We start from the raw sequence: 26,440 nt of genomic DNA, 5'->3' as shown, positions 1-26,440 counted from the left end.
GAGCGCGACAATGACCCTACGCTACGCGCACCTCTCGCCAGAGCACCAGCTGGACGCCGTGAAGCGCCTCGATCGTGCCGCGACCGCAACGGCAACCGGCACCACTACCGGCACCGAGCCGACCGAGGTGCGTGAGACGCCCGACGCTGCTGCTGCAACTGCGCGTGCGAGCGAGCAAAAGAAGTGGCGGCGCGTGGAATCGAACCACGGACCTAGGGATTATGAGACCCTCGCTCTAGCCAACTGAGCTACGCCGCCCCATTAAGGGTGGGTTGAGTTAACACAGGTTGAATCGACTGACTAATCTTAGCCCCGTAACGAGAAGCCGAGCAATGCCCCTTTTCGGGTCAGGACCCAGGCGCGATTTCCATGAATCACGGGCGCGCCCATCACGGCGCCTCCTACGTCATACTTCCATAAGTATGTTCCATCGGAAGCCCGCAAAACAAAAAGCCAGCCTTCGTACGATCCGGCCAGCAGTTTGTCGCCGAAAACAGCCAGGCCGCTCCAGAGCACAGCTTCAGGTGTCTGATACGTCCAGATCTTTTCTCCGGTCGAACTGGAAAGGCCGATTAAGCGGTGTTCCGATGCCGGAATGATCAGTTTATCTCCGACGGCGACCGTGGAGGCCGCCCCTCCCCCATTTTCCAACGACCAACGGATTTTTCCGGTCCGATCCAGGGCGTACAGTGCGCCCGAGAACTGAGCCGCGATTAGCTGCTGGTCCATGGAGAGCAGTGGAGCGACGACGTCCGGAAACTTTACCGGCGAACGGAGCTCCTGTTTCCAAATTTCCGTCCCGTCCGAATCGCGTAACGCCACGACAGCCCCGTCCGAAAATCCCGCGTATACAGCTGTCGCATCCGCCGATGGCGCGGCTAGGCTGTGAATCGTTAGCCGGTCCGGCAAACCCCTTCGATAGGTCCACACCGGTCGGCCGGAATTCGTATCCAGGGCGTAGAGCACGCCGTCGTTCGATGCGAATACGACATATTTACTTCCCAAGACGACGGCTTGGTTCAAGATTTCGCCGGGGACCTCATACGTCCATTTTTGCCGGCCGTCTTTGGCATCCAGACCATAAAATCCTCCCGAGGCCGTACCCACGTAAACAGCTCCGTTCTGTATGCAAGGAGCAACGTCAATGGGTGACTTTAGTTTCACTCTCCAATGTTTCTTTCCGGTGTCGGCATCGATGCTGAAGAGGTCGCCGGTACGTGTTCCAAAGAAGAGAGACGATCCGTCCGTCGCCAAAGTGGATTGCGCGACATTGTTGCGAACGAACGTTTGAGCGAGTCCTCGCCCGGGCCGTGCTTCTCGATCCAGGCTCAAAGGACTTCGAGCACACCCAAAGACAAGAACGAAGCAGCTGAGAATGAGTGCGCGTTTCATTTCAGAGAAAATGGAAGGTAAACGAGGTCATGAAAGCGTAGGAATCGAAAGAAACCTTGTCCAAACCGAGAAGCGTAAGAGTATCTGCGGACTGGTTTTCTCCGAATAGAATGTAGTAGTTGAAATCCAAATCCATCGAGACGAGGTTCTTGTAGATATAAGCTCGAAGGCCCGCGGCGAGGGGGAGCGAAAAATTGATCGGAAACGACAAAGCGGTTTCATCGTTCACGCCGATCCAATTGTATCCCCCGATTCCCGCGCTGACGTAAGGCTGCAACAGAACCGCGGGATAGGTCAGGACGAAACGGATCATTTCATTGTTCATAGCGGATCGAGTGCTGAGTTGCGTCGTGGGCGCTATCGGATCGGGAGAGTGGAAACGAAACGTCGAGAATTCATAGAGGATTTCGGCCTGTAAATATCGATTGAAATGATGGCCCCCGGAAACCCGAAAGGCGAAGCCCGGGTCTCCGTCGATCCCCTCCTGGAAAGCAAAACCGGTAAATCCCAAGCCTGCGCCGAGGGTAATATATTTGCTGTCATGATAGCTCGCCTGCCGGTCCAAAACATCAAACGCTTGTACGGAGGGAGTGAAGAGTTCTCCAAAGAAGACGCCGGTAATTCCGATTAGGCGAATTGTCCGAAACATAATCAGCCCGTGGCCTGGAGAATCGCCAAGCGCAACCGGACCTTTTCGATGAGATCCGAATCCGAGAACCGAGTTTCAAAATCTTTGTACGTTTTTACGGCCTCGGAATTCCGTTTTGCTGCCTCCTGCGCTAAGCCCAAATTCCAGGTGTGCAAAGCCCGCAGCGGGTTGTCGTCCGCTTTCGAAAGCGTCGTCCACAGTTTCTCCGCCGCGTTCCATTTTTCCTGTTGCATGTAAACCATCGCCTGCCCTTCCAAAGCAAGATACCGGTACGCACCGTTCAGTTTGGATTCCGCTTGTTGGTACGCTTTCAAAGCGACATCATACTTCCCGATCTCAAGGTTGGCTCGACCCTGGTAAAGAAGCGCAGTCCCCGCAAAGGAACTCAATCCATGTTTTTCCAAAAACGGAGGCAGTTCGGAGGCCACTTTTTCCCATTTTGCCTTAGTGGCCGGCTTCGGGTCGGAACCCTTCTCTTGTGATCCCAGTTTGAGCGCCGTCGACACCAGATTGGAAGACGCAGTTTCGACGATTTCTCGAAAATCGTCGGCTGCGGCTCGGTTCTTGGTATCGCTCCAAGAATTCCAGGCAATTGCACCCAAGCCCAAGACAATCAATCCAAAGACGATCGTCGTAACCCCTCGAACGCGCTCGGTGGCCCACTGCATCAGATTGCCGAAAATGGACATGAACTCGTCCGGGCGGCGCAATTCCTTTTTGTTCAGCATGCTAAGTTGGGGGACGGTAACAGAGGCCCGCTCCATTCGCAATTCAGAGCGATGAATCAAATTTGTCTTGATGGAGAGGCATATCACAGCCCACAATAGCTCTTCATGGCACCGCCAAAGTCCCCACCCTCGTCCCCACCAATAGCGCCGCAATCGGGAAAACGTCCGGAAGATCTTTTCGATTTTTCGCGGGTTGAGCACGAACGGATGCAAGAAACAGAGGCGCTTCGTTCCACGATCGCAAAAGCTCCCGATTTCGACTCGGTCATTCCGTTGGCGGGCGATGACTCGACTCCGCAATTGGCTCCCGTACCCGCTTCGGCGGCTCCCCGAATGGACCGCTCCTTTATATTCGAGGATCGCAAACGCGAAAGGCGAAAACTTGCGCTCACGGTTTTTCTTGGTTTTTCGGTCATCATTCCAGGTCTCTTGATCGCCGCCGGTTGGGCGCAACATTTTTTGAATCGCAGTCTCGAGACGGACTCAAAACAGGATGTTTCGCGGCGATTGAAGAATTCCGAAGTGATACGGGCGATGGAAACAAAGAGGCAGCTCCACTATGCCTCAGATGGAACAACGCCAGTGACCGAACAAGACGGGCGCATTTCCATCGAAACCTTCCCTCCCGGGGCATACGTTTACATCAACGATCGGCGGTATTCTAAAGGAACTCCGTTGCATGCAAAATCGCTTCCACCCAATACGACGCTTCACGTATTGATCCGCAAGGACGGCTACGAAGACTCCGACCATTTTCTGAATATCGCCCCCGGAGAAGAGCGAGAAATCACCGTCGTTCTGACGCGCAGACGTTAAGTTTATTCATCAGAAGAATTCTTCATCCCCCCCCATGCAAGTGAGACGCAGAACTTCGCCCGGAGTCTGAGGCCGCAGGCCGCGAGGAAGCGGAGCGTACTGTCATTGGTACGTGAGCATTCCGAGCGGCCGAGAACGAAGGAATACGGGCGAAGGGCAAGTCGTGCCGTGGTGCCGAGGGGGGGACTAAAAGACCCCGGTTCGGAACAGTGCAGTATCAAAGGCAAAACCAATAACATCAAACAGATAATCATTCTGCAAAATGAAAAGAAATGAACCGAGTGACATCTATATCACCTGACCTGTTGACCCGGTGTTGACCCAAGACATCGAAAAGGGTTACCGCGAACCGAATGGTAACTCTCGCCCGAACGCCGGAAAATGCAGCGTGAGCACATCGACCTATTTCGAGCGTAATAAGATTTTTTATTTTTTTATTGTTGCTTGAAAGGTGCCCTTTAGCGAGCTTCCGACTTCCTTCGGCATTTGAAGGGAAATTTCACCGGGCACCTTTTCACCTTTGATCTCGCCGAATTTCAGAGTCATGTCGTAACCGTGCATATACGATTTGCTCTTCAGATTTCCGTTTTCTTTCCACCACACATTCACGTGTGGAGTTCCAGCCTTGAGGCCGTCATCTTTATTTACTGTGTATGTTTTTCCTTGAACGCTCTCCCCTGACTTTAAAAAAAGAAATATCATAAATTTTTTATCTGCAAGAAAGTCCTTCCCTTGGCGGAGCGTTAGAATTCCATTTTCGACGAACGCTTCTTCAACAACAAAATCCTTGTTCTGAATTGCCCCCCGCGCCTCACCAGCGAGGCCGCGAGCCGGAAGAGTGAGCGCGATAAAACCCATCACTGCGACACAATATACTGCTTGACGCATGGCCCGCCTCCTCGGAATTCGTTCTTTCATAAAATCGTTGCAATTAAAGTGTAAGTTATTAAAATAATGCGTAAAATATAATGTTCTGCACCTTACCTTCCGCCATGAAGGAGGTCTCGACGATGGTTTCCGAGAAGAAAAGGCTCGTAGCATTTCTATTGTGTTTCTTTATCGGCGCGTTCGGCGTTCACCGCTTTTATGTCGGCAAAATCGGAACGGGCCTCCTTATGATCGTAACGCTGGGTGGATTTGGAATCTGGTACCTCATCGATTGCATACTCGTCCTCTGCGGCGCGTTTAAAGACAAGGACGGCAAGACCGTAAAGCTATGGACGTGAAGAAATCACTTATCACCGGATCGTGGCTGCTTCTGGTGTCCGGAGTGCTCGTGCTCGCATGGTCCGTCACGCTCGGCTTCGGGGGACGAGAAGCGGGGCGCTTTTCTCTGCCGTTCGACAATACGACCCACGAGACACGTGTAGTTGTCGATACGGATCGGCATGTTCAAGTCGTTGTCGAGGCCAACATTGCCGGCCAGTCCGTTCAGGAAAAGGAAAAAACTGCCGCGAAGAAGAACGAAAAGGAATACCAGCTTCGATACAAATTCCCCTTTCAATACTCGGTGGAGGACCTCTCAGGCCAGAAGATCCAAAGTGAAACGACCGATATAGGCTGGGATTCAGGCTCAAGAACGTTGTACGGTGCGAATGTTGACGTGACCGGTGGTTCTCTCCAGCACAAATCGAGTTTCAAAAAATTCAAGAGCGGCGCGAAAGAACTCGTCGTAAAAGCCTCTGCGGGCCCGGACACGACCTATTCGGCTAATGCCACGAATGGCTCGGTCATCATCCGCGATCAGATTTACGAATATGGCTTGTTGACGGGGTTGGGGATCTTACTTCTCATTGGTGGATGGGTCGTCAATAGAGTTGGGAACGCTTACCAAGCTCCAGTTTCGCCAAAGAAACGTTTGGTTGCTTTCGTACTATGCTTTCTCATCGGATTTTTCGGTGTCCATCGCTTTTACGTCGGCAAAATCGGAACCGGCATTTTAATGATCGTCACCCTCGGGGGTTTCTGTCTCTGGTACATCTCCGACGTTATCACGATACTGGCCGGTGCCTTCTTGGACAAAGAAGGCAAGCGATTAACCGAGTGGACATGACTTCAGCAATCGGAGGGACGGGGCGGAAATCGGCATGAAAGTGATCAAATGGGGAGCCATTATTTTTTCTGCGCTGATTCTCGCGCTGGGTACCCACCTATTTCTAAAGGCGCGCAGCTTTTATAAAAACACGAAAGAAGATTTGAAGATGGTCGTGAATCAGTCCATTTCTCCCGCCACGGGACAGGTTCCTGAGACTAAAACAACGCTGGGGAAAATACTATCGCAGGGCGTTCAAACATTGCCGGAACAGCTAAATAAAACACAACCGTATTCTCCGATGTTTCGCGACGCTGCCGCGATTCAAACGGTGTCCGCCAAACAGTTGCGGCAGTATGAAATGAAGCCGCCTCCACCTGCCAAACGGTTGGTACGGTATGGAAACAATCCGCCTCCGTCAAAGGAACCGGCATCCGTCGTTGTAGGTCCGTTCACGCTCCACGTCGAGCGTATCTGGCCCCTGGGCAAATGGGAAAAAACTGCGAAAGGCCTATCGCAAAGTCAGATGGGAAGCGGAGAAGGCGGTTACAAAATCCAGGTACGCGTTTGGGCTCAAATGATCCCGGGGTTGAAGGATGCGACGGACCCGGCCCGGGTCGTAGATGTGAAATCGACCGATAAAGACGGAAATGATTTAGCTCCTCCCCCTCGCGGAGGGTTGATGGCTATTGAAGGCCGATTGATGTTTCTCTTTGATGGAAACGACCACCCCTACCTCACCTCCGCGTTTGACGCGCGGATTAAAGAAGGAGGCGATATCAAGTCGCTCGACCGGATTGAAGGCGCGATTGAGCTTCGTCTCCCTGCGGACTCCACTGAAATCTGCGCCAAAGCCGTGCCTGGCGAAAAAACATCGAAGAACGGTCTCGAACTGGAAATACTTCCCGGGGCCATCCCCCGGATGAGGTTGAAGGGGAATTTCGGTCAGCTGCTGGCGATCAAAGGTTTTTCTTCGACCAAAGCCATGGTCTTGGTCGACCAACATAAGATCGATCTCGATGAAAACCGCTCTCCTCTCATTACCCCTAAGTTTAAAACCGTACCTGCTTCCGTCTGTCTCTATGTCGCGAAGACGATGACCGAGAAAACTTATCCCTTCTCATTGAAATATGACGGACAGATTTGATGGGGGATGCACGCACTCGCTTTAACACGTTCACCGCAATTTTCTGGATTCTCCTTACTGGACTTTTTGATTACACGGTTTTTTACAATTTTTGTTACAACGCCACAGCCGATTACCGGGAAACAAATGGTAAAGTTTTAGACAGCAAGGTTTCCTACGGAACCAGAAGCGATGGATTAAAAGCATTTCCCTATATTACTTATCGTTACGAGGTTAACGGACAAAGATTCGAAGGAAAGACATACGAACAGAATGAAAGAGGTTTTCCCACTCAAACCTACTCGCCACCGCCGCAGGCGCAAGAAATCATAAATCATTATCAACCCGGTCAAAATGTCTCGGTATTCTATAATGTTTCAAAACCGCACCAGGCGTATCTCGTTCGGCCACAACCAAATTCTTCTGGGGCGTTTTTTCTTCTCATATTCTCAATCCCCTTCAACGCGGTCGCGATTTACCTGGGTCTGAAACTTAAGTCTCAGTGGAAACGACAGGGAGCAAACGCAATCGCCGGCGGCACACCGGTTATGCGGGACGGGAATCGCCTTCGAGTCGACTTATCGGAAGAAGGTGGTTTCGCTTCTGCCTTTAAAGTCATTTTTCCCATCTCCGTAATTCTCATTCTGGTTATTGGGTTCTCCGGAATCGCCAAGACGATGGGCCCGGGTCTCGTGGTGGGAATCTTACTTTTTCTAGGAATCATCGCGTGGTTTTTTATTCGCTCGCGCACGAACCGCCCAAGCATACTGAGTAACCAGCTTGTAATTGATCCAGGGCAGCAAGCGATATTCCTTCCGAAACAGATGAACGGGGGTGCGCAAATTCCATTCTCGAGCCTTCGGGGAATCGAAGTGCAACAGGTAACCTTTTCGGGCTCCCGGACAACGACATACCGATATGCTCCTATCCTCTCTTGGAGGGCCCCGGAAGGAACAGAACGATCGGCCCGTCTCGTTCACTGGGATGATCCAGCCCAGGCGGAAGGTTTTGTTCGATGGTTTCGGAATGAGGTGGGCCTGAAAAGCTACGAAAGCCCCAAGGCACCTCAAGAACAAATTACCTCGGAAAGTACTGTTCCCTTAACGCCAGAACCCATCTACCCGCTCCGCTCCGACACTCGGACCGAAACGAAATCCAAGATCATTCGATACGACACAAGGACGCTCGATGAGACCGTGCGCTTGATCATGATGACCCCAGTTTTACTGATCGGCGTCGGAATTCTGACTTTTCTTTTCTTAAAAGGAATGCCGGATGCAGATTTTGCGAAGGCGAGCCTCGCTCTTGGGCTTTCGGGAGGATTTGCCACGTTGTTTGGAGGATGGAAAGTTGGCTCGATCCTACGGAACAAATGGATTCGAGCGCAACTCGCCGGGAACGGGAAAACGGCAGCGGGAAAGATTTTTGCCGTTCGGCGGTATGAGATGTCCAGCTCTCAAGGCGAATGCGGATATGAAATCACAGTAACGTACCGGGATCTCCGCGGAATGCCTCGACAGGGGAAGGAGATCGTATGGGATCAGGGGATCGCTCAAGCGATCGAACAGGGATTGATACGAAAGGGTTCGGACGCTGAAGTTCGCTTCATGCCCGGTTCCGATGTCATCCAGGTGGCATCAGTGTCGACAAGCGAGCCGGAACCGGAAACAGCCGGTATCTCACCGGCCGAAAGAGCCGTTCAAATTCAGCAGTGGCGCTCACCAAGGCAGTTCGGAACGATCATGTGTTTGTTCGTAGGCGGCGCGTTTCTTGCGGGGATCATGTTTTTCGTTCCGCCCAATATTTACTTCCGGAGGATACAGACAGTTCTCTTTCCCACGGAGCGTGTTGTTGGAGCGATCGTTTCAGAAGGAGATACGGGCAAAAGCACCGGCGGGAGCGAACATTCGCGCGGTACTCCGATCGATCGTGTCACGTACGAGTACGAGGTCTCCGGCCACATGTTTCGAACGGCCGATGAACTGGAACAATCCAGTCTGTACAGAGTTCGTGTCGGCGGACAACGGGTTCTCGTTACGTATGTCCGAAGTCGACCGGAAATCTCCGCGCTGTATCCCGCCGTTCCGATTCTCGGAACCATTTTTTATCTCGCGGGATCGCTCGTCGTTTTGCTTGGGCTGTCCATCGCATTCGGCTGGCTAGATGTGAGTCCAGGGGCTCAGGCGAAACTTCAACGACAACGTCCCACCTGGAAGCAATTTATTCCGGTCGCCACAATCATAGCCTTAGCGGGGACGATATTTTTGCTGAATCTGCGCAAGACGAGCGGACTTCAGGAAGAAGCCCAACGTCTTTCCTCAGCACTCAGAAAACAGGACCTGGAACGGGATCTCATGACAAAGGAACGCAGAATGGCCCATACCTTGGCGGATCGGACTCCTGTGCCGATGGAGGAATATCTGCGAGATCCCCAACGGCACGTCGGGAAAGTCATTGAAGGAGTGCTTGGATTTACGTCGGAACGAGCGGATTTCGGGATGCCCGTCATTCGTTTTGCCCTACGCGGGCAAAGGCGCATCTACTTTTTGGAGATGGGGGACACGATGAAACTCGTCGCCGGGGCCACAATTGCAAAAGGGTCGATTCTGAAGGTTCGTTTTGTTCCCTTGAAATTGCTGTCGCAACACGCGACGAGCGGCGTCTTCGAAGTGATCGGCGTTGAAAATACAAATGACGAGTGGAAGGACCGCGGCGAAGGGCTTCCAGAATATCCGGTTGAACGAAAAATATGAAAGGAAACGATATGAAGTTACTTGCTTTTTTTGCCCTCATAATCGTCCCACTCCCATCATTTGCTGAGCAAGGCTGGGTGCTCGTATACGAGACGGAGTTCCGGCAATATCGAGAGCAACTCGGGCAGAAACCCGAATTTGTCGGGCCCGCATCCACTTCCCAGATTCGGGTATATATGGCACCGAGCGCCGTTCGAACGGATAACCCGTTTGGGAAGAACTCCAGAGACCCCGACCTGAACTGGATGTTTCGTAAAGGTGACGGCCAACCCACTCTCGTGTGGCCCAACCGCAAGACTTACTCCGAACAACCTGGCAAACCTCTGACTCAAGCCGAATTAAAGGACCAAGCGAGGTCCCAGTTTCATCCCATGGGCAAGACGAAGACAATTGCAGGATATGATTGTGTCGTTATGGCTCGGAAACATGATCCTGGTTTTAAGACGAGCGGCTCGCAAAATTGGGGAACCGAAGAAATTTGCCTGGCGATCAAGCTCGCACCGGTATTCGACTTGGACGCGAAGTTTGGCTGGTCGATCTCCGAACCGGTGTCGCCATGGAACCTACCAAAGGGAATGAAAGGGATTCCCGTCGAAAAAGTTAATCGCACGGCATCGGGTTTCGTCTCTTCTTGGACGACTTTAAAATCGGCTGTTTCCAAAGAGATTCCGGCGTCGCTTTTTGAGATCCCGGCCGGGTACAAGAAGATGGAATTTGATCTAGGAAAAGCCTTTATGGAAGGGTTTACGGGTAAGAAACCGAGTGAGATGAAGTAGGACATTCCGACTCGCTCGACTTTGTGCATGCGGAAGAAAAGATCGGCGATCAGTTCATTTTTCCGGACCGAGACATTGCCGAGGTCCCGGGCCATTAGGCCCTTTTCACGCTGCCTGAAGAATGCTGTACCTGAGTTCCTTGATCCGTTTTGGGTCCGGTTCGTCTAGAACTTCTTTTCGACTTAACACGGCCACGCCTTTCACCAGATTGGCGTCCGTTTCGAAAACGTCGTGTAGCTCGATTCGAAGTCGATTTAGCTCAGGACTCAATTTAATTGAGATACGGTCACGGGACGGAGCGGTCTCAAAAAAATTCGCTTTCTTCAACAGAGTCATCGCCTGGCGAGCCGCCTGCCGGTCCTCGCTCATATGAATCAGATAGTTTCGAACGAGGAGACTTAGCGCCGACTGTGGAACCGTCGCGCCCAGCGTATCCACGACCAGAAGCACAATATCTTTTACGTCGGAAGGAATTCGAACCTCGAGAGGCTTGCGATCGAAGAAACGGACCTCCTTAATTCTGGCGACGGATTGCGGAGGAACGGAAACGATTTCGTCACACTGCGTGCAGACACCAAGGAGCACGTCCTTCACGTTCTTTTTCGTCTCTTTCAGAGGAAAAACTCCGCGCCGAAATACGATCGGTTGAATCTCTTTACACTTCGGACAGAGCCCCTTCGACCGATCATTTTCCTTCCAAATCTTCATTTTCCGATCTCCCATTCGGCGGGATGCACGCTGATAAACCAGGCATCTTCGTCAATGAAATAGGCCCGGACAAACCATTGTTGCCAGCGGCTTATTTTCTTCCGTGCTTTAAACACGTGCACTTCAATCTCCGCCTTTGCGTAATGCGGCTCCTTTCGATGCAGCTTTCCGCGACACGCTTTTAGAATCTCGATGACTTCGTCGGGAGAAATGTCTCCCACGGCCAGGAGATTCTTTTCTGCCTGCGCATCCCGGGCTTCATGCTGATAACGACCCTCCTTTAGGGCCTCGATCAGCGCTGCTCTGGCTTCCTTAAAGGTCATCTTCATTGTACGACATACGTCGTACAAAAGCTAAGGGTTGTTCTATAAATTGAGGTAAACATAACCAGTTAATATTATTATAGAATATTTCTCTCTTGTTATGGCTCTGGGTGGCTGGGCGTGGGCGGATCGTTTTCACTCTGTTGTCCCTGGACTGTCCTTATAAGGTTCGGTGGGTTCTGAAGCCTCCCAAGAAGCCTGGTTTGCCTCCGTTCTTTTTCGGTGAAGCTCCTCCAACATTCTCCGGAGGATTCCTTCGTTCATCTCCCATGGTTCGTAGGACTGCTTCACAAGTGCGTTCAAAAACTTCATGCCTCGCCACTTCGCGATGTCCTGAAACACAAGCATTTTTTGATAGGCCGCAAGACTAAGGCCGGCGATTTCCGCCTGCTCCCGGACAAAATCGACGACCGCCTTACCCTTGTAGATGGTATATCCCGATGCGCTCTCTACCTCCTCCGGTTCGACGTGGAAAAGTTCTTGGGCCTTTTCATCCGATATTTTCACTCCCTTCAACTTCCGCCACCATTTCTTGCCCCCCTTTTTGACCGTCAGCGCCGGCACATAGAATTCGGATTTTTTGTCCAAGATCGTCAATTTGGGATCCACGTTTTTTAGCTGCTTTTCCTTCTCCAATACCGCGGATATTCCAAGAGCTCGGAAGTAGTCCGTAATACTTAAGTGGCGGTCGATCGCTCGCATATGGATGGCTTCACCCAGTACCTGACGAACGGCGAACGTGAGGTTGGTCGATCGACCTTCTTTTACGATCCATTGAGGGGAATCCCACGGTTCGGGAATCACTTGGGTCACATCGTTGGCCGCGCAACGACGAATCAATCCTCCGGGAGTCGAATACCCGAACGTAGCCGCTTCAATCGCGTTCTTTAGCGAAGGCTCGAGACGGACATTGAATGCGACCATGTTGGCCTTGGGCACGCTCGAAAATTCAATATTTTCTCGTGGGTGCTTCATAGGTTTCCTTAAGTGTTTCATAGAGTTAAGATCTGTTACAAATTTACACGCGAAAATACATTGACGTCTCTTAAATGATTGTTATAACAATAACACGTAAATAGCAAACACAAAATAAGAGGAAGAAATTGAAAGAAATCGAGGGAGAAAGAGTGTCGGATGAAGCGGGTAGCGAGCCATGCTCCCCGACTACGTCGGTGAGCGCTCGTCCTACTCACTTCGTTCGCAGGAAACCGACTACGGTGGAAGTCTCTTCCGAAGTTCGCAGCCGTGTTGTGCCGATCCGATTCACGCCGACGGAATTTCTACGGCTTCAAGAAGTTTCTTCGAACGTGCAAATCAGCGTGAGCGAATGCGTCCGGCGTGCCGCCTTTGGTCGCAAACTTCCGCCTCCGCCCGTTCCGTCCATCAATCGGGAGGCCTACGTCGAGCTCTCGCGGATCGGAAATAACCTCAATCAAATGGTCAAACGAATTCACACGGGAGAAGTAAAAATCGTCAATCTGCCCCTCGTGTACCAGCTTCAGGAAGAGGTAAAAAAAGTGGGCCTCCTGTTCCTTGGAGCGGAGAAAGCATGATTGCCAAGCAGATCAAGGGGAGGAGCTTCGGCGGTGTCCTCAAATATGTGCTCTCCAAAGACCGCGCCGAGATCGTGGGAACCAACATGTTGGGAACAAACGCAAAGCAACTGACGAACGAATTCAATGAAACGCGAAAGCTCAATCCTCAATTGAAACGTGCCGTGTATCACACCAGCCTGTCGCTTCCACCGGGAGAATCCTTGAGCAACGATCAATGGCGAGATGTCACAGAAAAGTATCTTCATAGGATGGGGTTTTCGAAATCCCAATTCGTCGCCGTCCGTCACCGGGATACACCGCACGATCATATCCACATTATTGCTTCTCGAATCGGGATGGATGGAAAGACAGTCAGCGAAAGCCACGACTATCGGCGAAGCGAAGGTGTCGTTCGGGGATTGGAAATGGAATACAGCCTGCAACGGGTCTTGCCCACCAGAGAAACGCCGACGCGCGCTCCAACCTCTGGAGAAATGCACAAAATTCTCCGGGAAGGAGCGCCGAGCGCCAAGCTTCAATTGCAACATTTGATCGACCAGGCCGTGACCGACCGGCCGTCCATGAGTGAATTCTTTCATCGTCTCCACGCGCAAAACGTCGAGGTTCTGCCGAACCGGGCCAAGACCGGACATGTGTCGGGAATCAGTTATCGTCTGGGGGAAGAGGTGATGAAAGGAAGCAATTTAGGCCGCTCCTATACATGGGCCGGTCTCCAGAAACAGAAAGGAGTTTCGTATGACCAAAACCGGGATCGTCCAGCAATTGAAAACGCAACCGAAAGATTCCGCAGTCATGGAGGCCTTGAGCGAACTGCTTCAACTCTTGCGCGAGAGCGACAACCGGGTCACCGAGCGTTGGGCGAGGGATCTCGAACCCCTGATTCAATCTTTTCAGATCGCGATTCACGAAGCGAAAAATGCTTCGGCCAAGACGACGAGCGACTTCGAAATCTACACAAGCATTCGAGAAAGAGCGGAAGCGGCCTTTCGAGAGATCGAATTTCAAAACCGAGGTCTCACGTTGAAAGTCTGGGTCCACAGCCTCCTGGGAGCGCTCTTGGTGAGCGTTCTAGTTTTGAGTGTGTCCTCCGTATGGGACTGGCAATCTACGAAGGAAGAGCAGGCGGCCGCGGTCAAATGGGAAGTCATTCGGGAGCTGGATCCGACCTTGGCGCAGAGATTGGAGGGAATCGTCGAGAACTTCCTGAAAAAATCCGCAAAGCGCTGAGGCCCTTCGACGAAGAGAGAGAACGCATCGCTGCCGAACGAGAACTTGAACGACAGGAAGATAGGCGGCGACAACGCCAAATCGATAAAGATCTCGGCCGAAGCCGAGGCAAAGGCTGGGGGATTGATTTGTAAAATCGAGGAGTAAGGCTGTGAGTTTGAGTCGTTGTAAAAATGATTTTTTCGACCGATGTGGGGTGGTAGAGTGAGCTCGTTCGCATCGGCTCAATACGGTGTAAAGCCGAAACCACTCTTTGAAAACGGAATAGGTCGATTGCTCACAGTCAGTGATGTGGCCAAGCTGCTTCAATGCAGCGAGCGAACGATCCGCAACATGGTTTCGGAAGGCCGAATTCCAACGGTCCGGCCGACGCCCCGGATGGTTCGCTTTCACTCGGACGTCCTTCGCAGATGGTTATCGGAAAGGAGTCATCCTTATGGATAATCAGCAAACGAAAATACGTCCGCGACGGAAACTCAAGAAAATGCACGGGCATCCGGGCATTTTCAAAGTTCACGTCTGGCACAATGAAAAAGGGAAATATGTGGAGGTGGTTTCACGAGGTGGACGCCCGGCAAAGCCGTATCGGGCGATTCGGAGGGTCCGTGTAGGCGGAGAGCTTGTCCAACAAGCGCGCACATTCGAAACGCTGGAGGAAGCGCGCTCGTGGCGGATCGAGACGAATCCAAATCTTACGGAGATTCGGACGAAGTCTTCCACCTACACGCTTGCGGCCTTGGTTGAAGATTGGCGGGACTGGTCGAAACCCCGCTTCGCGATCAATACCTGGGAGAAGTATGTTCAGGAGCTGATTCATTTTCAGCCGATCTTGGACATATCGGTGGAGGAACTCTCGGCGTACGACATCGATCAATGGTTACAGCAGTTGATCGATCCTGCGTATCCGAAAAAATCGACGCGTGTGTCGTATCTTAATGTGTCGATCTCGAAAGTCGAACGGTGGAAATCAAGCGGGTTTGCTTTTGGCACTTTCGAACGAAAGCGCCGGCGATCCGTGAAAGAACCAAAACGGGGCGCCCTCGAACGGTCGTAATTCCGGAGAGGTTAGTTGAACTTCTCGGAGAATGGCGGGAGAAGGGCGCGAAGGGGCCGTACGTCTTTCATCGAGACGGAGGGCTCCTGAAATATCCGGCAGTTCAAAACGCGTTCAAGAAAGCGTTTCGTGCTTGTGGCCTTCCCACCCGTTCGACCCACGTGCTTCGTCATACGTTTGCGACGATTTTTTCGGAACGAACGAATGACATTCGCGCCACCCAAGCCGCGCTTGGGCACCAGGATCTCCGCGTCACGCAGCATTACGCAAAGGTGGCGGAGAGAACGCAGCGAAAAGCGATGATCCATTTTACACTGGGTCATGCAAAGCACGGGGACGGAAGTCCCACGAGTCCATCATCCTCCAACATCATTTCGATCAAGCAACGGTCAGTCGTTTAATCGCATTTTGCGTGTTGACCCAGTGTTGACCCAAACGTCAACCAACGGATTTTCACGAAAACAAAATGCCGACCTGTTGACTTTTGTTGACCCAATGACCCTATGTTGGGGAAACTTCGAAATGATTTTAAGAGGATAGATCAACTTGAGTGCCGAGGGGGGGAATTGAACCCCCACATCTCTTACGAGACTGCGGATTTTGAGTCCGCCGCGTCTGCCAGTTCCGCCACCTCGGCTTTATTGAAATAATTGGGTTTTTCTATATCCCGTCCAGATCAATAATTCAAAAGTGTCGATTTTTCTGTCCGCTTCTTGTAGGCACCCACACCATTAGACCTAAATCCGGAAGCGGGTTTTAGATTACGTGTACTCATATTGGCAACCCAGCGAACAGCTAACAGCTTTGTCTAGGCCCGCAGCCGCATGTGTCCCGCGGATACTGCGTCTGATTGGTAGTTGGTTGGAATCAATCGGGGATCTTAAAAATACCTTGGGACACGAACTTCATATCTGCTTCTGAAGCACGGCGGAGCTTGCCATGGTGCTCAACGTAAATCGGCCAGAGGGGAAGATTACCATCTTCGAGGTTACCCTTCATGCAACGTAGGTCATTGTTAATATGCCAATATCGATCTTTTTCGAGTGTTTCTTTTTGATCGAACCAAAATACCGTTGGAAATGGCTTTTCCCATCTCTTGCAGTCTTCCCACAGAGGCGGTCGGTTCAAGAGGACTTTAGGATCTATTGGAATACATAGGTCGGCTGTGCCACCGTGCCAAGGGCGTACCAAATCTCCGCCCCCTATTTTTTCCAAAACAGACCACCTCCCCGGATAACCCCTGCAGGGGCATACGGCACGAATAAAAAAGAAAATTGGGCCTCCTCCTTCACCATCGACCGGCTTCGGATTGGAATTGAGTATGAATCTGCAGTCGAGCTGTCTTGGCCCCAAGACTTCAAGGGCGAGAGAGTCCTTTGGTAACGCAGCGGTGATCCCGAAACGATCCGAAGGAAACACATCCATGTTGTATGAAGGGGGCCGCAACTTTTCTGGCGGAAGCTGTCTTGGCTCCTTGGAATTATTTAATAATATTCGCAAGCGTGGAGTCATTTGCTTCATAGCCGCGTCGTGCAACCTTATTGAGAGGCCATGTTGTGACGATTCAACGATGTTGCGGCGGTCTTTCGTCAGCCATTTCGGCAGAAGTGAAGTGCTGGCAGCGCGAATCCAGTAATCCCAGACAATTTCTCCGGATTGTTGTTGTGGAACTGGCCACAGATGAGAAGCCCAAAAAGAAGGATAATTAAATGCTAATGCACCGGTTAACGCTACCAACCCAAGTAGGCCCACACTTAAGACTTTGCGCCGTCGGGACAAGAGTTAACCTATACGCCCCTTGGATTTTGAGTCCGCCGCGTCTGCCAGTTCCACCACCTCGGCTAAAAGCGAATTGAACGTTTAAGGCAGTTTCAAGACAAGAGAGCTTCCACTCATCGATTTTTCATAAACCGGAAGCCCCCCCACATAAATCATGATTCGCGCAATCGTTCCGTCCGGTCCGGCGAACTGTTGTGTGGTTATTCGTTCGACTTTAGTCCCGGGATAGGCCGGATACTCCTTCTTGAGCTTGTTTGCCGAATCCAGAAAATCGACAACGACGCGGTTGGGATTGACCATTTTAAACACTTTATGCGGCGTATTTGATTCTCGCTTGATCGTCACCACCGTTTTGGATCCATCGTTGGACACCTCAATTTCCGTGACTCCCGGAAGTTTTGCCAGGATCTGAGACGTGTCGAATTTACCTGAAGTTGGAGGCGGGATCGCGGCCACCTTTGGGGCCTGGGTGGGAGCGGCTGCAGGTGTCGGTTGTCCATCCGCAAACATGACATCAAGGTCCAGAGGAGGCGATTCCGTTCCCGAAGGGGCTTCGGCCGGTGCCGGTGGAGCTGTTTCGATTCCCGCACCGGCGGGTGGAGGCGCTACGACAGGGGGTGAGGCGCCTTCGGGCTCCAGATGTGGAAGAGGAGGTTCTGCCGCGGGAGGAGGCGACGTCAGTCCCTCGTCGATTCCGAGGTCAGCCAATACCTGATCCCTTTTCGCCGGCTTAGCTTCGGGAAACGGAGTTCTCATGGGCAGCGGAGCCGGAGCCCTTGGCCGAGAGGCTACGATTGGAGCACGCTTCTTTGTGGATTTCTTGGGTTCTTTCTTAGCAACCGACTTTTGGGACTTCGGTCTGAGCGGAGGAGCTTTCTTATGGGCCGTGGGCTTGGCTACCGCTCTTGGTTGCGGCGTCGGGGTTGTTATTACAGGAGGGGGAGTCGGCGCTACTGCAACCACTTTGGGTGTGAGGTCGATATAAAGTGAAGTTTCCTGCAGGCGTTCCCGAAACGTGACATCCTGGTTCAAGTCGATCCGCACCCGGACATAAAGTTTTCCTTGAGCTGTGATTCGTGAGGCTTCAATTTTATTGATTAAAGCGTGTGGGGAAATCATCGTCGTCTGCAGGAGACCTAACTGCACATTGGCTACATCCACCAAGAGGGCTTTGGGAGCATCCACCGGCGCAATGGTGTAGTTGCTGCCCGAAACGTCGCTCAGTTTGACCGTCGCGCCGTTGGCCGTCGAAGAGATCTCGATTTGACGAAGGGAAATGCTTGGAATCTCGGCCTCCGGTTTAAATGCCGGAGCTCCGCGGCGGCTTTCCCACATTCGAAGAGCGAAGAAAAACACGCCGGCCAGAACGATGATCACAAGAACGGTGCGCAGAAGTGTCTTTAGCATAATGTTTGTGTAACCTTTCTTTGCTGTGATCTCAAGAATTGTCTTGATCATGTGGCCTCTTGCGTTGCTTCCGGCGGCCCTTGCCTCTCCCCACGTTTCGATGGAATTGGACGGCCAGCGGTTTTTCACCACGGATTTGACGGAACCCCAGATGGACGCCGTTCGAGCGGAAATCGAAAGCGACATTCGTACGGAGCGACGGAAAAAAGACCTCCCGAGCGATCAGAAATCGGCTCTCGATATGGCGGAGGGGCTTCTTCACTTGAATCAGGGGAACCTGAAAAAAGCGATCGAATATTTTCACAAGGCCCAAAAAGACTCTCTCCTTCAGGACGCCGCCCTTTTTTATGAGGCACGTGCGCTTCGTCGTCTGGGGACGGACGCCGGTCAGGCCGGCAACCCAGGCGACAGCATCAACCGCTGCAACGAAGCTTTGGCGGTTCTGTCGCGCCTCGCGGAGACGGACGCCGGCCCCTTTTCCGATCGGGCGCCCGAAGAGCACGCCCAAGCGACGCTCTGTTACGTCCGGGGTCTCCTCAAAAAAAACCGGACCCAGGAAGTCCGTCCCCAGCTGTTTTCCATCCTTCAATCGGATATGTCTTTGGACGACGCGGATCGAAAACTCTTCTGGGCCTCCATGGCCCGTATCCTGATCTCGGAAGACGAGCCGGTGGAGGCCCGTTATTGGGTGGACCGGGGCCTTCAAACATTTCCCGAAGAACCGGCCTTTCAGGAATTGGTGAAAGATCTTCCTCCCCTGCCGACCCTTCCGGCGCGGTCGATGTATCGGGAATCTTGGAGCCAAGGCCGCCCCAGGCCTCAACCCGAGGAGAAATTGTTCAGGGAGGCGGTCGACCTTCAAAAAAAGGGGCACGCACCTGATGCGGTTGAGAAGTTGACTCTGATTCTTCGCCAATACCCCAATACCATCGCCGCGGAAAAGGCATCCGTCCGTCTTCGCTCCCTCGTCGTCGAGCAGCTCGGCTACGGTTCAAAATCATTTGCGGGGATCATTCATCACCTTCCGGCGGCGCCTTTACACGATCTCGCCCGCGCGGTTTGGGACGAGGGTTTCAATCGGGAGGGCGCCAAAATCTTTGAAGTTTTCGTGAAACGATTCCCCGATCACCCAAAATGCGGAGGAGCTCTTTACGCTCTCGGTCGGATCGCCGAGGACCGAAGTCGTTGGTCGGATGCTCGGAAGTGGTTCGAGGCAATCGTTCGCGCCCACTCCACGAACAGCTTTTTTGAGCGGGCGCATTTCAAAGTGGCGTGGCTCTCCTATCTGATGAAAGATTTCCAGAAATCGATTGAATATCTCCAGTACGGCCTGTCTCTTCGAGGACGTTCCATGGATCCAGGGGAATATCTGTATTGGCTGGCCCAAGCATACGATCGATCCGGGCGTAGCAAGGAAGCTCGAAAGTATCGAGAAGAACTGGGAAAAACAGCGCCCCTCTCCTATTACGCGTTTCTGTCCGACCAGCTTCCGACCATCAATCAGGTCCTTCCGTCGGCCCCTCCCCCCTCAGATTTTTGGAACTCCTATCGTTTGCGAAAAGCTCGATCCTATCTTTCGGCAGGCATTCCTTACGGCGCCGCGAAAGTGCTCGATGGCGTGGATCTGGATATCGACCCCGCTGCAAGCGAATGGGTCGCTCTCTTGTATGCCGTTGCCCGCGAGCACTCCAGTGCAATTCGATTGACCGGCGATCTGATCCGCCGCGAGCGAAGGGCGGGTATCCCGAAACATTTGGCGGAAATCTATTTCCCCGTGGAGTTCGACGAGACGATCCGTCAATACGCGTCGTCCAACGAGCTGGACCCTCTTTTACTATTCTCTCTCATTAAACAGGAAAGCGCGTACCAAGAGAACGCGGAGAGCCGGACCGGGGCCCTTGGACTGATGCAGCTCATGCCGCAAACGGCCCGTGAAGTTACAAAAGAGGGAGGCGAATCGGTTCCCGAAAAGACCGAATTACTTGTAAGTCATAGAAATGTTGAGCTCGGTGCACGTTACCTAAAGAAACAGTTGATCAACTACAACGGAAATCTTGTTTATGCTCTTGCGGCTTACAACGCGGGTCCCCGCAAAGTGGACATTTGGGTGCGTCAATGGAAGAAACTTCCAAACGAAGAGTTTATCGAGCTCATTCCTTTCCCGGAGACGAGAAATTACGTGAAATCGATCGTTCGAAACTACGCTTTCTACGCTCAATTGCTCGAACAGCGAAAAGTCCAGCCGTCCGATCTTCAGCTTGTCACGCGGAAGTGATTGGCCGAGAAACGGCATGGCATCTCGTTTGCAGGAACGCTCGTCGCATCCCCTGATATAAACTTGAAGCCCGGCCCATTCCTTGTCAATCGCGCTCTGAAAGCCCTTCCGACGATCACTTTTTGTTGACAGCGATAGGACCAGTTGATACTGGAGAGACAACTTTTTTGAAACTCATTACTCACAAAAAGGGAGACTGAAATGACAAAGGCAGAATTGGTTGAAAAAGTAGCAACGTCCTTGAAGCATCGCGAACTTTCGAAAGCCGCCATCAACGAGATTTCCGACGCTCTTTTTGAGAACCTCGCCAAAGGGGTGAAGAAAGACCGCCGGTTCACGTATCCCGGTTTTGGAACGTTCACGGTGCGCATGCGGAAAGCCCGCAAAGGCCGAAATCCGCAGACCGGTGCCGTGATCAATATTCCGGCAAGCAAAACGATCGGCTTCCGACCGTCACCGGAGCTGAAGCAGACGTTATAGTCGGCTGAAGCTTGACGTTTCAAAAGGCCCGCGGTGAAAAAGCTGCGGGCCTTTTCTATTTTGTGACTTACGCGCGTTTTTGCGGCTGAAGCACCGAAACCTTCGACGTTTGAATTTCTTCCCGGCTCTTTCGCAACGTCGATATCCGGCGATTCGCCAACAACCGCGCTTTTTCGAGTTCTTCGATAGAACCGAAGAAACCCCGGCTTTGAGCTCCCCGTTTCATGATCACCCTGGTGGCAGCGGGCACCACTTGAATCGTAGCCACGGCCCGCTTTCCTAGAACCAGGCGAGGCGAATCCACCTTTCCGATCACCGCCACCTGCTTAATAACGATTTCCTCTTCGGCCCGAATGTATTGAACGTTTTGGAGCGTCCCCTCCGCAATGATTTGAGTCGCTTCGATTACTTTTCCACTTAGAATGGCGTCCGGCCCCACATACAGGCGGCGGCAAGTCAAGCGATCGAACGACATTTCACAATTCACGGCCAAGTCCTGATTTGTTGAAAGCGAAAACAGTTGATCCCCGGTCAGAAACTCCAGACCGGCCGGGAACGTCGCCGTTTCGATTTCTTGCCGGCGGCTCATCAGAAGATGATAGAGGAGGACGCCGATCAGCATTAGGACACAAGCGGCCGCAGGATAATTGATCGTGTACAAACTGATCACCGGCTCCTCCAAGCGAGTTTTTTGCTTGAAGGCGCCTTCCGATTCTTGACGTAGAAGATTTTCTTCCCGGCTTCCACGAGCGGCACGTCGGAAATGTAATTCAAGGGGTTTACTTTGATTCCGTTTCGAATGACTTCGTAATGGACATGCGGACCGGTGCTCGAACCGGTGTTTCCGCTGGACGCAATCGCATCGCCGCGGTGAACCACCTGCCCCTTACGCACCAAGACTTTATCCAGGTGCGCATAGAGAGTCTCGATACCCGTATCGCCATGGCCGATCGTTACAAAATTTCCGAAACTGTGGCGTAGATTGTCCTCGTCGGCGCTGTACTGTCCGACGAATAAGACGGTTCCATTGGCCGTGGCCCTCACTTTGGTATCCAGAGGACAGAAGATGTCTATTCCGTAGTGCATCTCCTTTTTTCCGTCGATCGGGTGAACTCGAACCCCGTGCTTGGAGGACACGCCCGATAATCCTCGCCGGATTTCCTTCATCGTCAGAGGGCCGGTGGCCAGCGTGAAATCTTCCTCCAGTGCGACCGGTGAAATCGAGGGCACGTACCAGAAATAATCCTCATCCCGCGCCTGAAAATCGGACAGGACGCGAATCCGGTTTTCCAGGCGCTCGATACCCGCCCGCAACGCATCGTAGGAGGGTACTTCCGCACTCTGAGTCGCGGGGGTGTCGGATTGTTCCGACGACAGTTCACCCGTAATCCACAGATACCGATTGAAATCCCGTTCTTTCTCTTGAAGCCACTGAGCGAATTGAGTTCGTTCTTGATCCTGTTTGGATTGCGCGACATTTAGGGCGTTTTCGCGATCCTGGAAAACCACTTCGCGATAGTCGGCGATCGAGAAAAAAGCCAGGGCCAGCAAGCAGACGAGAGAAATGGCTATCGTAGACGAGCCGAAGCGAATCGCGTGAAAAGATTCGGGCCGAAGAAGAACCTCCCAGGTTCGCGGGATCGAAGGAACGCTGGTTCTGTTCACGCTGTTTTACCCCGTAAGATCATGGAATTACGAGGAGTTGTGTGCAACATCAGTGCCAGGTTCAGTTCCTGGATTATTGAATAGTTAACTCGGCCCTAGGCTCGAAATTGAACAAGAGTTGCATGGCAAGCGGTAACTTTTGCACTCCCTGGTAATATGTTCCGAACCGCCCCCATGAACGCTCTTTTTCACCGCGCCTTGAAGGGGTTTCTTTTCAGCAAGCTTTTGACCGGCGCGGCTCTCTCCAGCATTAGTTGCATGGCTGTTCTCAATGGATTTCATCTTCAAGGGGGGTGGCTCGCAGTTCTCTTTCCGCTGTTTTTCTTAGGGTTCGCATTCTTGCTTGCACACGGCGCTGAGTTTGAAACCCAGGAGTACAAGATTTCGGATCTGCACGTGAAACTCGCACTTCTCTTTGTCGCTCTGATGATTTTGCCGCGTATTTCTTATTTGCTCGAATGGAGCACGGACGGAGTTGTTATGGCATTAGGGGACGATTATTTCCGTTTAGCGGAATTGATCAGCCTTTCCCTTTCCCGAACGTATCCGGTTCGACATTACTTGAACCAAGATTATTTGTTTTCGTTTTACTATTGCGCCCTCCTCCCCTTCGTATTTCTGAAATATATCATTCCGGTAATGACGTTGAAGGACTGCATATTCTTCGGGAACGCGGCTTACACACTTTTGGTCACGTTCAGCTTAATGGAGATCAGTAATTCCCTTTTTTCTTCCAAGCGACAGATTTCTTTTTTTCTATTCTTCTGCACATTTTTTTATGGCCTGGATTGGATCTTTTTCCCTCTGAAATGGGCGGGGCATTTCGAGTGGTGGGAGACAGAATTCTTCCAGTGGAACGCCCAGATCTCTTCTTTTTCGACGGTCTTCTTCTGGACGATCCATCATTTGGTGGGAGCTTATCTGATTCTTGTCGCCCGACATATGGCGCTCAACGTAAACTTCAAGCGGGCGGAATGGAAGGTTCTCGTCGTCGGCCTTCTCTGCGTCGCTTCGTTTTACAGCAGTGTCTTTGCGTTCTTACCGGTCATTCTCTTCCTGCCGCCGCATGTCCGATCCATCTGGCAAGCGATTCGGCGGGGTCCATTATCCACCTTGGCTTGTCTCGTAATAGCCGTTTCCTTGGTTCCCCTCTTTTTGAACAAGCCGTCCGAAATCACCTGGGTGTTTGGTGTGAACGCTGCCCCCCTGACTTCAATTCCGGTTCTCAATCTCCTCCTATCGATCACACTGCGACCCATCTTGGTCCCGATGATTGAATTTTGGGGTCTCCCCCTCCTCCTTTTTTTCTATTACCGACGAATGAAAAAGCAGGAACGCTATTATCTTATCGCGGCTCACGTTTATCTTGGAATGACGTATGCGGGCTGGCTCACAGGCTCAAACAACGTCTCCATGCGCGGAATGCTGCTTCCCTCACTGGTATTCTACTTTCTCGCAGCAAAGCATATGGCGGAAACAGAGTGGATGACGCAGCTTCAGAATCGTCGACGCATTCTATGGGCCCTGATCATCCTTCTGCTGTCGTTGGGAACGATCCGAGAAAGTTCGCATCAGCTAGAACTGGCTGTCCGAAATGTCGTCCTCGCTCAAGCGGGTTATCTTTCCCCCTGTCATGAACTGGCCCGCAACCGAGTCACTCGATTTTTGAAAGATGTCCCAATTTTGGAAATCAGGAAAGGTGCGGCCCTTTATTGTGAAAAATTGGTTCAGGGCATCCGGCCGGAAGACATGCGATTTGAGGACCGCGAACTCCTAAAAAGGTCAATCGTGGACAGCCGGGCGAACAGAGATTAAAAGAGCTGTCCGTCGGGGTGTGGCGCAACCTGGTAGCGCACTTGCATGGGGTGCAAGGGGTTGCTGGTTCAAATCCAGTCACCCCGACCAGTTCGCGTTTTTTTCGGCGCGCGCGAGGATTACCCAGGGCTTTTCGTAATCAAACCGGAGCCTTTTGGCGCCCAGCCGAACGTTCGACCCGATTTTCTTGAGGAATTCTTTCCTTTCGGCCATGTCGTCGCTCGTCGCGATAGCCCCCGCGCGGTGAGCCGCAATGAGGAAATTTTTTGTCGGTTCGAGCCAGCCCATTCGAGTCTGTTCCAACTTGCGAAGACGCTCTTCGAGACGGAGTTTTTCATTGAGAAGCAATTCCTTCTTGGAGAGGTATTCAGCCTTCTCAATTGTTTCGTCGAGATGGGCGTCGAGCAAGCGGTCCAGTTTCTTTGAAATATCGCCGACAGTTTCCCTCGTTTCTGCTTTCAGCTTCTCGATGGGCTGGCTTGACGCTTCCTGTTCCTTGGCCAACGCCGCGAGCATTTTTTGAAACGTGTCATCCGGCAGCGCCACAGCCGCGATGGCGCGTTGAATCTGGTCGGCAAAACTCTCTTCTCGGAGATACGGCTCGGTACATCGCCCCCGTTTTCGGCTGCAGCGATAATAGTGGTGACCTCTCTGTCTTTCGGCTGTGATACCGCCATCGCAAGTCACGCATTTGGCCAGGCCAAGGAACGGGAAATGATGTTTTCGAGAGAAATGCGTCCGGCCGAGTCGATGAAGAACCGATTGCACTTGGTCAAAAAGGTCCTTCGAGACCATGGGCTCATGTGTGCCTTGATAAACCTCTCCCGCGTGCTTGAGGAGACCGAAATAGAAGGCGTTTGAAAGCATGACATGGATATGAGAACGATGAAGCGGTTTCCCTGTTCGGCTTTTCATCCCCCATTCATGGGCCTGGTCTCGAAGGTCATTGAGTCTTACGCGGCCGGACGCATATGTCTCAAAGAGGCGGCGAACCCGCGGGCCTTCAATAGGATCGACGACGATTTTGCGTGAAGTCTTATCGTTGAGATAGCCAATCGGCGCCCAGCCGGGCCATTCACCTCGTCGGAGCTTTTGCCGGATGCCGCGGCGAACATTTTCCGACAAACTATCGACGTACAGTTTGCTCTGGCCGAAGGCGAGGCTCATCATAAACTTGCCTTGCGGGGTGTTTTCAAACCAAAACGTTGGAAATTTCAAAGACGTTAATTTTCCACAATCCAAGAGGTAAACAATACGGCCGCCATCGATCGAATTGCGAGCCAGACGATCCGGGTGCCACGAAAGAATGCCTTGAGCATCTCCGCGTTCGACACGAGCAATCATTTGATTGAAAATTGGGCGGCCGGGCATCTTCGCGGTCATGGATTCCGTGAATTCGGCGACGATTTGGAGATGCTCCTTCTCGGCAAGAACCCGAACCTCCGCAAGTTGGGCTTCAATCGAGAGCATTTGACGTTCTTCGGAGTCGGTAGATTTGCGAACGTAAAGAAAATAGCGGATGGCCATGACCGCGAAGAGTACCTCGCCTTCGGCCAAGAGTTGGAAAGAATTCGTCAAGAAAATCGGGTCGGATTCCCCAAGAGGGAATGGCAAAAGCGCGGAGGGATCGCAAAACATCCCGCAGCAATTTTGCAACGTTCGGCTGGGCGCCAAAAGGCTCCGGTTTGATTACGAAAAGCCCTGGGTAATCCTCGCGCGCGCCGAAAAAAACGCGAACTGGTCGGGGCTATTAGACGAGATCCGAACCTTTTTTCAAGCGAATTGGATGAATGATTGATGTCAAAAAGTCTGCCAGCCCGCCCTTCGGTCGGTCTGTCATGCTTTTTGAACCGCCACCTCGCAAAAACCGTCCCGGCCT

26 protein-coding genes and 3 tRNA genes are annotated in these 26,440 nt (G+C 52.2%); 14 read left to right on the top strand and 15 right to left on the bottom strand.

Features of this window, described 5'->3' with window-relative positions:
• Positions 1-184: 184 nt before the first annotated feature.
• The 4 genes from VI895_07485 to VI895_07470 form a co-directional block, all read right to left on the bottom strand.
• Positions 185-258, bottom strand: a tRNA-Met gene (locus tag VI895_07485).
• A gap of 48 nt (positions 259-306) precedes the next feature.
• Positions 307-1,392: a PQQ-binding-like beta-propeller repeat protein gene (locus VI895_07480; protein HLG19643.1), complete on the bottom strand. Its 1,086-nt coding sequence runs from the start codon at positions 1,390-1,392 to the stop codon at positions 307-309.
• Position 1,393: 1 nt separating this feature from the next.
• Positions 1,394-2,041: an outer membrane beta-barrel protein gene (locus VI895_07475; protein ID HLG19642.1), complete on the bottom strand. Its 648-nt coding sequence runs from the start codon at positions 2,039-2,041 to the stop codon at positions 1,394-1,396.
• Positions 2,042-2,043: 2 nt separating this feature from the next.
• Positions 2,044-2,982, bottom strand: a complete 939-nt coding sequence (locus tag VI895_07470) for a tetratricopeptide repeat protein (protein ID HLG19641.1) — start codon at positions 2,980-2,982, stop codon at positions 2,044-2,046.
• Here VI895_07470 and VI895_07465 point away from each other — a divergent pair.
• Positions 2,977-3,585 (top strand): PEGA domain-containing protein, encoded by a 609-nt coding sequence (locus tag VI895_07465; GenBank protein HLG19640.1) that lies wholly within the window; start codon positions 2,977-2,979, stop codon positions 3,583-3,585. The genes VI895_07470 and VI895_07465 overlap by 6 nt on opposite strands.
• A gap of 426 nt (positions 3,586-4,011) precedes the next feature.
• Here VI895_07465 and VI895_07460 read toward each other — a convergent pair whose 3' ends face one another.
• Positions 4,012-4,473, bottom strand: a complete 462-nt coding sequence (locus tag VI895_07460; protein HLG19639.1) for a hypothetical protein — start codon at positions 4,471-4,473, stop codon at positions 4,012-4,014.
• Positions 4,474-4,553: 80 nt separating this feature from the next.
• Here VI895_07460 and VI895_07455 point away from each other — a divergent pair, with 80 nt between their 5' ends.
• The 5 genes from VI895_07455 to VI895_07435 all read left to right on the top strand — a co-directional run bounded on the left by VI895_07455 (position 4,554) and on the right by VI895_07435 (position 10,272).
• Positions 4,554-4,811: a TM2 domain-containing protein gene (locus VI895_07455; GenBank protein ID HLG19638.1), complete on the top strand. Its 258-nt coding sequence runs from the start codon at positions 4,554-4,556 to the stop codon at positions 4,809-4,811.
• The gene (locus VI895_07450) at positions 4,808-5,638 is read left to right on the top strand and encodes a TM2 domain-containing protein (protein HLG19637.1); all 831 of its coding nucleotides are present in this window, start codon (positions 4,808-4,810) and stop codon (positions 5,636-5,638) included. The genes VI895_07455 and VI895_07450 overlap by 4 nt, the downstream gene beginning before the upstream one ends.
• Before the next feature lie 34 nt (positions 5,639-5,672).
• Positions 5,673-6,764, top strand: coding sequence for a hypothetical protein (locus VI895_07445; protein ID HLG19636.1), 1,092 nt, complete (start codon positions 5,673-5,675; stop codon positions 6,762-6,764).
• Between the two features lie 527 nt (positions 6,765-7,291).
• Entirely contained in the window at positions 7,292-9,496 is a 2,205-nt protein-coding gene (locus VI895_07440) for a hypothetical protein (protein ID HLG19635.1), read from the top strand.
• A complete protein-coding gene (locus VI895_07435) occupies positions 9,493-10,272 on the top strand; it encodes a DUF4412 domain-containing protein (GenBank protein HLG19634.1) in 780 nt (259 codons plus the stop codon). Before VI895_07440 ends, VI895_07435 begins: the two co-directional genes overlap by 4 nt.
• A 105-nt stretch (positions 10,273-10,377) precedes the next feature.
• Here VI895_07435 and VI895_07430 read toward each other — a convergent pair whose 3' ends face one another.
• From VI895_07430 to VI895_07420, 3 genes are all read right to left on the bottom strand, one after another.
• Complete coding sequence (locus tag VI895_07430) at positions 10,378-10,980, bottom strand: hypothetical protein (GenBank protein ID HLG19633.1); 603 nt, start codon at positions 10,978-10,980, stop codon at positions 10,378-10,380.
• Positions 10,977-11,309 (bottom strand): hypothetical protein, encoded by a 333-nt coding sequence (locus tag VI895_07425; GenBank protein HLG19632.1) that lies wholly within the window; start codon positions 11,307-11,309, stop codon positions 10,977-10,979. Before VI895_07425 ends, VI895_07430 begins: the two co-directional genes overlap by 4 nt.
• A 129-nt stretch (positions 11,310-11,438) precedes the next feature.
• Positions 11,439-12,278, bottom strand: coding sequence for a hypothetical protein (locus tag VI895_07420; GenBank protein ID HLG19631.1), 840 nt, complete (start codon positions 12,276-12,278; stop codon positions 11,439-11,441).
• Positions 12,279-12,406: 128 nt separating this feature from the next.
• Between VI895_07420 and mobC the strand changes: the two genes are divergently transcribed.
• Positions 12,407-12,856, top strand: a complete 450-nt coding sequence (mobC, locus tag VI895_07415; GenBank protein ID HLG19630.1) for a plasmid mobilization relaxosome protein MobC — start codon at positions 12,407-12,409, stop codon at positions 12,854-12,856.
• Here the strand turns inward: mobC and VI895_07410 are convergent.
• Positions 12,802-13,446 carry a hypothetical protein gene (locus VI895_07410; GenBank protein ID HLG19629.1) on the bottom strand — a complete coding sequence of 215 codons (645 nt, stop codon included), beginning with the start codon at positions 13,444-13,446 and terminating at the stop codon, positions 12,802-12,804. The two genes, mobC and VI895_07410, sit on opposite strands and share 55 nt — an antisense overlap.
• Positions 13,447-13,594: 148 nt before the next feature.
• Here VI895_07410 and VI895_07405 point away from each other — a divergent pair, with 148 nt between their 5' ends.
• The 3 genes from VI895_07405 (at position 13,595) to VI895_07395 (ending at position 15,140) form a co-directional block, all read left to right on the top strand.
• Entirely contained in the window at positions 13,595-14,086 is a 492-nt protein-coding gene (locus tag VI895_07405) for a hypothetical protein (GenBank protein ID HLG19628.1), read from the top strand.
• 204 nt (positions 14,087-14,290) lie between these two features.
• Positions 14,291-14,530, top strand: coding sequence for a helix-turn-helix domain-containing protein (locus tag VI895_07400; protein HLG19627.1), 240 nt, complete (start codon positions 14,291-14,293; stop codon positions 14,528-14,530).
• Positions 14,523-15,140, top strand: coding sequence for a hypothetical protein (locus tag VI895_07395; protein ID HLG19626.1), 618 nt, complete (start codon positions 14,523-14,525; stop codon positions 15,138-15,140). The genes VI895_07400 and VI895_07395 overlap by 8 nt, the downstream gene beginning before the upstream one ends.
• A 551-nt stretch (positions 15,141-15,691) precedes the next feature.
• On the opposite strand, the gene VI895_07390 is transcribed toward VI895_07395, so the two are convergent.
• The 3 genes from VI895_07390 to VI895_07380 all read right to left on the bottom strand — a co-directional run bounded on the left by VI895_07390 (position 15,692) and on the right by VI895_07380 (position 18,377).
• A tRNA-Leu gene (locus VI895_07390) sits at positions 15,692-15,777 on the bottom strand.
• 230 nt (positions 15,778-16,007) lie between these two features.
• Positions 16,008-16,919, bottom strand: coding sequence for a hypothetical protein (locus tag VI895_07385; protein ID HLG19625.1), 912 nt, complete (start codon positions 16,917-16,919; stop codon positions 16,008-16,010).
• Positions 16,920-17,000: 81 nt separating this feature from the next.
• Positions 17,001-18,377 (bottom strand): AMIN domain-containing protein, encoded by a 1,377-nt coding sequence (locus tag VI895_07380; protein ID HLG19624.1) that lies wholly within the window; start codon positions 18,375-18,377, stop codon positions 17,001-17,003.
• Between VI895_07380 and VI895_07375 the strand changes: the two genes are divergently transcribed.
• Positions 18,376-20,601, top strand: a complete 2,226-nt coding sequence (locus VI895_07375; GenBank protein HLG19623.1) for a transglycosylase SLT domain-containing protein — start codon at positions 18,376-18,378, stop codon at positions 20,599-20,601. The genes VI895_07380 and VI895_07375 overlap by 2 nt on opposite strands.
• A 201-nt stretch (positions 20,602-20,802) precedes the next feature.
• Positions 20,803-21,081 (top strand): HU family DNA-binding protein, encoded by a 279-nt coding sequence (locus VI895_07370; protein ID HLG19622.1) that lies wholly within the window; start codon positions 20,803-20,805, stop codon positions 21,079-21,081.
• Between the two features lie 67 nt (positions 21,082-21,148).
• Here the strand turns inward: VI895_07370 and VI895_07365 are convergent, their stop codons facing one another.
• Positions 21,149-21,751 carry a hypothetical protein gene (locus VI895_07365; GenBank protein HLG19621.1) on the bottom strand — a complete coding sequence of 201 codons (603 nt, stop codon included), beginning with the start codon at positions 21,749-21,751 and terminating at the stop codon, positions 21,149-21,151.
• A complete protein-coding gene (locus VI895_07360; protein HLG19620.1) occupies positions 21,748-22,746 on the bottom strand; it encodes a M23 family metallopeptidase in 999 nt (332 codons plus the stop codon). Before VI895_07360 ends, VI895_07365 begins: the two co-directional genes overlap by 4 nt.
• Before the next feature lie 174 nt (positions 22,747-22,920).
• Here VI895_07360 and VI895_07355 point away from each other — a divergent pair, with 174 nt between their 5' ends.
• Positions 22,921-24,561 carry a hypothetical protein gene (locus VI895_07355; GenBank protein ID HLG19619.1) on the top strand — a complete coding sequence of 547 codons (1,641 nt, stop codon included), beginning with the start codon at positions 22,921-22,923 and terminating at the stop codon, positions 24,559-24,561.
• A gap of 13 nt (positions 24,562-24,574) precedes the next feature.
• Positions 24,575-24,651: transfer RNA gene (locus VI895_07350), tRNA-Pro, on the top strand.
• Here VI895_07350 and VI895_07345 read toward each other — a convergent pair.
• Complete coding sequence (locus VI895_07345; protein ID HLG19618.1) at positions 24,640-26,139, bottom strand: recombinase family protein; 1,500 nt, start codon at positions 26,137-26,139, stop codon at positions 24,640-24,642. The genes VI895_07350 and VI895_07345 overlap by 12 nt on opposite strands.
• Positions 26,140-26,440 lie beyond the last annotated feature (301 nt).

The organism is Bdellovibrionota bacterium (genome assembly GCA_035292885.1).
Classification (GTDB): Bacteria; Bdellovibrionota_G; JALEGL01; order JALEGL01; family DATDPG01; genus DATDPG01.
This window is presented reverse-complemented; position numbering and strand designations above follow the sequence as displayed.